This window comes from Streptomyces sp. NRRL S-495, from assembly GCF_000966955.1.
GTDB lineage: Bacteria > Actinomycetota > Actinomycetes > Streptomycetales > Streptomycetaceae > Kitasatospora > Kitasatospora purpeofusca.
Genome location: NZ_JZWY01001004.1, coordinates 1 through 8,074, shown reverse-complemented (window position 1 = coordinate 8,074; position 8,074 = coordinate 1). Strand labels below are relative to the sequence as shown.

At 75.5% G+C, this 8,074-nt stretch carries 6 protein-coding genes and 1 pseudogene; 6 read left to right on the top strand and 1 reads right to left on the bottom strand.

Annotated elements, in window-relative coordinates:
* Positions 1–93: 93 nt before the first annotated feature.
* Positions 94–558, bottom strand: a complete 465-nt coding sequence (locus tag VR45_RS37855; RefSeq protein ID WP_045944486.1) for a YwqJ-related putative deaminase — start codon at positions 556–558, stop codon at positions 94–96.
* Positions 559–988: 430 nt separating this feature from the next.
* On the opposite strand from VR45_RS37855, the gene VR45_RS37850 reads away from it, so the two are divergent.
* From VR45_RS37850 to VR45_RS47600, 6 genes and pseudogenes are all read left to right on the top strand, one after another.
* Positions 989–2,278 (top strand): Gfo/Idh/MocA family oxidoreductase, encoded by a 1,290-nt coding sequence (locus VR45_RS37850; RefSeq protein WP_078897384.1) that lies wholly within the window; start codon positions 989–991, stop codon positions 2,276–2,278.
* Positions 2,275–3,255: an NAD-dependent epimerase/dehydratase family protein gene (locus tag VR45_RS37845; protein ID WP_045944485.1), complete on the top strand. Its 981-nt coding sequence runs from the start codon at positions 2,275–2,277 to the stop codon at positions 3,253–3,255. The genes VR45_RS37850 and VR45_RS37845 overlap by 4 nt, the downstream gene beginning before the upstream one ends.
* A 151-nt stretch (positions 3,256–3,406) precedes the next feature.
* A complete protein-coding gene (locus VR45_RS37840) occupies positions 3,407–4,537 on the top strand; it encodes a DegT/DnrJ/EryC1/StrS family aminotransferase (RefSeq protein ID WP_234326562.1) in 1,131 nt (376 codons plus the stop codon).
* Positions 4,538–4,664: 127 nt separating this feature from the next.
* Positions 4,665–5,780, top strand: a complete 1,116-nt coding sequence (locus VR45_RS37835) for a DegT/DnrJ/EryC1/StrS family aminotransferase (protein WP_045944484.1) — start codon at positions 4,665–4,667, stop codon at positions 5,778–5,780.
* Between the two features lie 191 nt (positions 5,781–5,971).
* Positions 5,972–6,973, top strand: a complete 1,002-nt coding sequence (locus VR45_RS37830) for an SMI1/KNR4 family protein (protein ID WP_045944483.1) — start codon at positions 5,972–5,974, stop codon at positions 6,971–6,973.
* Positions 6,974–7,075: 102 nt separating this feature from the next.
* Positions 7,076–8,074, top strand: a pseudogene (locus VR45_RS47600) (hypothetical protein); the annotation flags it as partial.

The window sequence follows — 8,074 nt, the reverse complement described above, 5'->3', positions numbered from 1 at the left end:
TGGGCGGATTCAGGACGGGCTCCGGTGGTTCGGGGACGGGGGCCGGTCGGCGCGCCGGGCGGTCGGCACGGGCCGGGCGCGGCGGCCGGCGGGTCAGCCGGCGGCGGCCGGGCCGACCGCGACGCTCTGGACGGTGAAGTGCTCCAGCAGCGGTGCGCAGGAGCGGCACGGCGGAGCGTGGGTGCCGTGGGCCGGATCGTGCTCCTCACGGATCCGGACCGTGGTCAGCCGGGCGCCCTTGAGCGCCTTGCGGGCCTCGTGCAGGCTCATCGGCTTGCGGGCCGCGCGCTTGGAGCGCCGGCCGTCCACCGCGGCCAGGTACTGGGAGAGCAGCACTGCCTCGGGGCAGCGCCCGGTGAAGCGCTCGCGCTGCTCCAGCGGCAGCGCGCCGAGGAACTCGCCGACCAGCGGGTGCAGGACGGGGCTGCGGTCCGACTTGGCGCCGGCCAGGGTGTGCACCTCGCCGCCCTTCAGCGACAGCGCGGCGGCGACGGCGGGCAGCAGGCTGTCGCGGTGGTGGCGCAGTAGTGGCGGTCCGGCCGGTTGCCCCGTGCTCATGGCGTCGTTCTCCTCCTCGTCTTCCCGCCGGCGTTCCCGTACGTTCTCCCGCTCGCCCTCCGCGTGGTGCAGGGGCCGACAGGGGTCAGCCTGTCAAACGACACTGACAACCGCACAACCGGGGTGCGGGGCACGGCCGGTCGGACCCGGTCCGGGGGGCCTGGCGGTGGACGGTCACGCGACGTTGGCCGGATCCGCACGGCATCGTCACGACTCGTCCCCGGGTTTCCCGAATCCGCCCCCGGGCGACTGTGGCGGCCGGTAGCGTTCCAGCAGGCGGGCCGAGGGGACGGGCGGTCCGGTCGGGGTCGCCGGTGGAAGTGGCAACTCCTTTGCCTGCCATGGTCGTTGTGGTCGGAGGGGGCTGGGGGGCCCGGGCCGTGCGCCCGTGGGCCGGCGCCCGGCTCCACACAGCAAGGGGGGTCTTGCGATGACTGACACGGAAGCCGCCAACGAGGCGCCCGGCGAGCACGTACCCACACCCGGCGCGCCGCCGCAGCCCGCACCGGAGCACCGGATCGGGATCGCGGTGGTCGGGGCCGGCTACTGGGGCCCGAACCTGGTCCGCAACGCGCAGCAGACGCCGGCGCTGCGCCTGCACTGGCTCTGCGACCTGGACCCGGCGAAGTCCCGCCGGGTGCTCGGCGAGTACAGCACCGTCCGGTCCACCACCTCCTTCGAGGAGGTACTGGCCGACGAGCGGGTCGCCGCGGTCGCGGTCGCCACTCCGGCCGCCGCGCACTACCGGCTGGTCAGGGCGGCGCTGGAGGCCGGCAAGCACGTCCTGGTGGAGAAGCCGATCACCACCTCCGCCGCGGAGGCCGCCGAACTGGTGGCGCTCGCCGAGGAGCGCGGGCTGGTGCTGATGTGCGACCACACCTTCTGCTACACCCCGGTGGTGCGCCGGATCCGCGAGCTCGTGCACGGCGGGGAGATCGGCGACGTCCAGTTCTTCGACTCGGTGCGGATCAACCTCGGGCTGGTCCAGCCGGACGTCGACGTGCTCTGGGACCTCGCCCCGCACGATCTGTCGATCCTGGACTTCGTCCTGCCGCCGGGCGTCGAGCCGGTCGGCGTCTCCGCCCAGGGCGCCGACCCGATCGGCGCCGGCCGGGCCTGCGTCGCCTACCTGACCGTCCGGCTGAGCAACGGCGCGCTGGCGCACTGCCACGTCAACTGGCTCTCGCCGACCAAGGTCCGCACCACCATGATCGGCGGCTCGCGGCGCACCCTGGTCTGGGACGACCTCAACCCGCAGGCCCGGCTGGCGGTCCACGACCGGGGCGTGGACCTCACCCCGCCGGACGAACTGACCGACGCGATCCGCCACCAGGCCCTGATCTCCTACCGGGTCGGCTCCATGGTCGCCCCCGCCCTGGTCGAGCAGGAGGCGCTGCGCAATGTGATGGCCGAGTTCGCCGCCGCCATCACCGAGGGCCGGGCCCCGCTCACCGACGGCCGGTCCGGACTGCGGGTGCTCCAGCTGCTGGAGGCGGCCTCGCTCAGCCTCGAACTCGGCGGCGCCACCGTCCCGGTGGGTGTCGGCCTCGACTCCGAGCTGTCCGAGCCGCACGAGCTGTCCGAGCCGGGTGAGCTGTCCGAGTCGCGCGAGCTGTCCGCCGGGCACGACCGGTCCGCCGGCCCCGAACCGTCCGCCGGGCACGACCGGCCCGGCACGTCCGCCATGTCCGAAGCTCAGGAAAGGGCCGCCACGCGGTGAACGCTGTACAGATCGAGGGCTCCCGCTGCCTGGTGACCGGCGGGGCCGGCACCATCGGCTCCACCGTGGTGGACCAGCTGATCGAGGGCGGCGCCCGCGAGGTGGTCGTGCTCGACAACTTCGTCCGGGGCCGGCAGGCCAACCTCGCCTACGCCCGCGAGATCGCCGCCCCCGGGCAGCTGCGGGTGGTGGACGGCGACATCCGCGACCGGGCCCTGCTGCGCGAACTCCTCGACCCGGGCACCGACCTGCTCTTCCACCTGGCCGCGATCCGGATCACCCAGTGCGCCACCGAGCCCCGGCTCGCCCTGGAGATCATGGTGGACGGCACCTTCGACGTGGTCGAGGCCGCCGCCGAGGTCGGCGTCGGCAAGGTGATCGCCTCGTCCACCGCCTCCGTCTACGGCCTCGCCGAGGTCTTCCCGACGCCCGAGAACCACCACCCGTACAACAACGACACCCTGTACGGGGCGGCCAAGGTCTTCAACGAGGGCCTGCTGCGCTCCTTCCACGCCATGTCCGGCCTGGACTACGTCGCGCTGCGCTACTTCAACGTGTACGGGCCCCGGATGGACGTGCACGGCCGCTACACCGAGGTGTTCATCCGCTGGATGGAGCGGATCGCCGCCGGACAGCCGCCGCTGATCTTCGGCGACGGGACCCAGACGATGGACTTCGTCTACACCGAGGACATCGCCCGGGCCAACCTGCTGGCCGCCGCCGCGCCCGTCACCGACCGGGTCTACAACATCGCCAGCGCCAGCGAGGTCTCGCTGCGGGGCCTGGCCGACGCCCTGCTCACCGCCATGGACCGGACCGACCTGGACGTCGAGCACGGCCCGGCCCGGGGGACGGCCGGCGGCGTGGTGCGGCGGCTCGCGGACATCGGCGCCGCCGAGCGCGACCTCGGCTGGAAGCCCGAACTGGGCCTCGACGAGGGTCTGCGCCGGCTGGTCGCCTGGTGGCGCGAGCAGTAGCCGTTCCGGTCCCGCTGCGGGCCCGCACCCGTCGGGGTCCCGCCCTCTGCTCGCGTTTGCCGCCTGCTCGCGTCCGCGCCCGGCCGGGTGTCCGTGCCCGGCCGGGCGACCCGTCCACCGATCACGTCCGCGCCACGTTCGGAGCACGCCTGTGTCCAGCATCCCCGTCATGATCCCCTGGCTCGGCGAGGAGGAGGCCGAGGCCGCCGCCGAGGCGGTCCGCTCCGGCTGGGTGGCCCAGGGCCCCCGGGTCGCCGCCTTCGAGCGGGCCTTCGCCGAGCACCTCGGCGTCGAGCACGCCGTCGCGGTCTCCTCCTGCACCACCGCGCTGCACCTGGCGCTGATCGGCGCGGGCGTCGGCCCGGGGGACGAGGTGGTCGTCCCCTCGCTCTCCTTCGTCGCCACCGCCAACGCCGTCACCTACGCGGGCGCGGTACCGGTGTTCGCGGACGTCGACCCGGCCACCGGCAACCTCACCGCCGCCACCGTCGAACCGCTGCTCACCGGGCGGACCAGGGCGGTGATCGCGGTCGACCAGGGCGGGGTGCCGGTCGACCTGGACGGCATCCGGGCCGCCGTCGGGCCGCACGGCGTCACCGTTGTCGAGGACGCCGCCTGCGGGGCCGGCTCCGTGTACCGGGGCCGCCCCGTCGGCGCGGGCGCCGAACTCGCCGCGTACTCCTTCCACCCGCGCAAGCTGCTCACCACCGGCGAGGGCGGCATGGTCACCTGCCGGGACGGCGAACTCGCGGCCCGGCTGCGACGGTTGCGCGAGCACGGGATGAGCGTCTCGGCGGCCGACCGGCACGCGGGGGCCGGCGGTGCGAGCGTGCTGGAGACCTACGACGAGATCGGCTTCAACTACCGGATGACCGACATCCAGGCCGCCATCGGCCTGGTGCAGCTGCGCAAGCTGCCCGCCATGGTCGCCCGCCGGCGCGAACTCGCCGCCCGCTACCGGGAGCTGCTCGCCGGCACCGGCGTGCGGCTGGTCGACGACCCGCCGCACGGCACCACCAACTACCAGTCCTGCTGGGTGCTGCCGCCGGACGGTGCCCCCGACCGGGCCGAGCTGCTGGTCCGGCTCGCCGAGGCCGGTGTCTCCGCCCGGCGCGGCATCATGGCCGCCCATCTGGAGGCCCCGTACAAGGGGACGGCCCGGGTCCCGCTGCCCGCCACCGAGCTGCTCACCCGGCGTTCGCTGATTCTGCCGCTGCACCACGCGCTGACCGAGGAGCAGCAGGACCGGGTGGTGGCCGCCCTGCGGTCCGCGCTCGGCTGAGCCCTCTGCTCCTCTGTTCCTCTGCTCCGTCCGTTCCTCCGTCCGTCCGCTCCGCTGCTCGTCCGTCCGTTCCGCTGCTCGCAGGTTCCGTACAGACAGGTTCCGACCGGCCCAGGGAGACCACAGGATGACCACCGACCAGCCCGTTCCGCTCGTCGACCTCGCCGCCGCGCACGCCGAGATCGAGGCGGAGGTCAGGGCCGGCTTCGACCGGGTGCTCGCGAGCGGCGGCTACATCAAGGGGCCGGAGGTGGCCGGCTTCGAGGAGGAGTACGCGGCCTTCTCCGACGCCCGGCACTGCGTCGGAGCGGCCAACGGCACCGACGCCCTCGAACTGGCCCTGCGCGCCCTGGACCTGCCGCCCGGCGGCGGCGTGGTGCTGCCCGCCAACACCTTCGTCGCCACCGCGGAGGCCGTCCGGCGGGCCGGTCTGCGCCCGGTCCTGGTCGACGCCGACCCCGACCACCTGCTGATCGACCCGGCCCGGGTCGCCGAGGTGCTGGCGGACGCGGTCGCGCTGCTGCCGGTCCACCTCAACGGCCAGCTCGCCCCGATGGCCGCACTGCTCGACCTGGCCGGCGACCGTCCGGTGGTGGAGGACGCCGCGCAGTCCCAGGGCGCCCGGCAGGACGGCCGCGCCCGCCACGGCCGGATCTCCGCCACCAGCTTCTACCCCGGCAAGAACCTCGGCGCCTACGGCGACGCGGGGGCCGTGGTGACCGACGACGACGACCTGGCCGCCGCCGTCCGGCTGATCGGGGACCACGGCTCGGCCCGCAAGTACATCCACGAGCGGTTCGGCTTCAACTCCCGGATGGACGCGCTCCAGGCCGTCGTGCTGCGCGCCAAGCTGCGCCGGCTGCCCGCCTGGAACGAGGCCCGCCGGGCCGCCGCCGCCCGCTACGACGGGCTGCTGGCCGGTCTGGACGGCATCACCCCGCCGCGCACCGCGCCCGGCAACGAGCACGTCTGGCACCTGTACGCGGTCCGGGTCGGTGCGGGCGGCGCGCGCCGGGACGCGCTGCTCGCGGCGCTGAACGCGGCCGGGATCGGGGCGGGCGTGCACTACCCGGTGCCGGTCCACCTGCAGCCGGCCTTCCGGTACCTCGGCCACGGCGAGGGGGCGTTCCCGGTCGCCGAGCGGGCGGCGGCGGAGCTGCTGACCCTGCCGCTGTTCCCGCAGATCACCGCCGCGCAGCAGGAGCGGGTGGTGGAGGCGCTGGCCAAGGCACTGGCGGCCTGAGCCGCCGGCCCCTGCCCGTTTTCCCGCCCCGCCGGTGGCCGCCCCGTGCCCTGCCGGTGGCCGTCCCGTGTCCGGTCGGTGCCGGTCCGGGGCCGGTCCCACCGGGCGGGGGGCCGGGCCGCAGGCGCACCCCCTACGCTGGTTCCCAACAAGCGCACCGAGATTTTGCAGCAGCCAGTGGGGGCTCCCAGATGACGACAGGTCGGCCCGGCGTCGCCGCCGCACCGAACGCGGCGTACGCAGGTCAGGTGGTGCAGTTCCCGGATCCGGTCCGCGCCGAGCGGCACCCCGCCGGGGTCAGGGTGGACGAGCACGGCCACCCGGACTTCGGCCCGTACGCCGCCGCGGCGGCCGAGGTCGCCGACCCGCCGGCCGGTTTCGGCGTCGACGAGCTGCGGCTGACCGACTACGTCTCGGCCAACGCCGCGCTGTTCACCCAGGGCCACCCGCTCTGGGCCGACCTGGACACCGCCGTCGCCACCCCGCCCGGCTGGACCTGGCACCACGTGGTCGGCCGGGCCGCGCCCGGCTGGCGGCGGATGGAGCTCGTCCCGGTCGAGGTCAAGGCGCTGCTGCGGCACCACGGCGGACTGGCCACCTCCTCCGCCGACCACAGCCGGCGCGGCACCCGCCCGCTGCAGGAGAAGCGGGCGGTGCACTTCCCGCTCGCCCTGGACGGCAGCGACCCGATCGGCGTCCCCGAGGACCTCGTGCAGCGGGCCGAGCAGCGGTTGGGGTACCGGTTGCCCGGCGCCTACCGGACCTTCCTCAAGCTCGGCGGCGGCCGCGTCCCCGCCGGGGTGGCGCTCGACCCGGACTTCGGGCTGCTGGTCGACCAGCCGTTCCTGACCCTCACCGAGGAGTACGGCACCGAGGACGTCGTCTACGCCAACAAGTGCCTGCGGGACCACTTCACCAAGGACTACCTGGGCATCGCCTACGCCCAGGGCGGCATCCTGGCGCTGAAGGTGCGCGGCGACCGGATCGGTTCGGTCTGGCTCTGCCTCTACGACGATGCCCGCGACACCGGTGCCCCGGAGTCCCCCGAGGAGCGGGTCGAGCGGCTGCTGCTGCCCTGCGGGGACGACTTCGACGCCTTCCTGCTGCGGCTGGCCGGGAGCCCGCCGGAGCTGGAGACGGTCGCCGAGCTGATGGTGAACGGCGGGTTCGCCCGGGCCGTTCCGGTGGGCTGACGTGGCGTTCGCGGTGGAGCGCAGGACGGGCCGGGAGACGGACCGGCCGGTCGTCGACGGTGTGGAACGAGCGGGGACGATGGGGACAGGGGTGAACCGGGCGTGGTGACGTACGCGCAGGCGCAGGAGCTCGCCGAGGAGTGGATCAACGGCGGGGTGTCCCGGGAGCTGCAGCGCGAGGTGCGGGTCCGGGAGTTCGACCTGGGCTTCGTCTGCTGGGCGGTGCAGTCCGCCGAGGGCGGGACCGAGGCCGAGGGTGAGGCCCGGTTGGTGATCGCCCGGGACTCCGGCGCGAGCACCCTCTGGCCCGCGCTGCCCGTCAACGAGGTGGTCCGGCAGTACGAGGAGACGTACGGGCGGCCGGTCGCGGCCAATCCGGCCGGGGCGGCCCGGCCCGCGCCGGGCCCGGTGGAGGCGACGTCCTTCCTGCTGAGCCCGCCGCAGTGGCTGCAGGAGGCCGGGGAGGCGGCGCTCGCCGCCGAGGCGGAGCGGCTGGGCGCACCGGCGTCCGCCGGGACGCCGGCCTCGGGTGTGCCGGTGGCCGGGGTGCCGGCGGCCGACGCCGAACCCGCCGCTCCGGCCGAGCCGGCCGTTCANGTTCAGCCGCCGGCCCCGCCCGCCCCGCCGCTCGATCCGGCACCCGCCGGGCCGCCGGCCGCGGGGGTCCGGTTCGGGCGCGCCGACACGCCCGGGCCCGCCGTGCTGACCACACCGCCGGTCTCCGAGCGCCCCGCCGGGGACGCGCCGACCATGCTCGCCCCGCCGCCCGGCCACGAGGAGCCGGCCGGTCCGCCCGCGTACGGCGCGGGCGTCGAGGAGGCGACCGTCCTGCTGCCCGACGGGCTGCGCACCAACGGCGCCGGGCTGTCCGGCGAGCCGCCGCGGGCCGGTTCCGAGGCGGCCACCATGCTGCTGCCCGAGGGCGCCCGGCCGGGTCTCGCGGGTCTGCCGGGTGCGCCGGGTGGTCCGGGTCCGGGTGGTCCGGGGACGCCGGTGCCGGGGACTCCGGTGCCGCCGTCGCTTCCGCCGATGGTGGAGCCCGCGCCGACGCTGCTGGCGCCGCCGGACGGTCTGCCCGGTCTCGCGGGTCTGCCGGGTGCG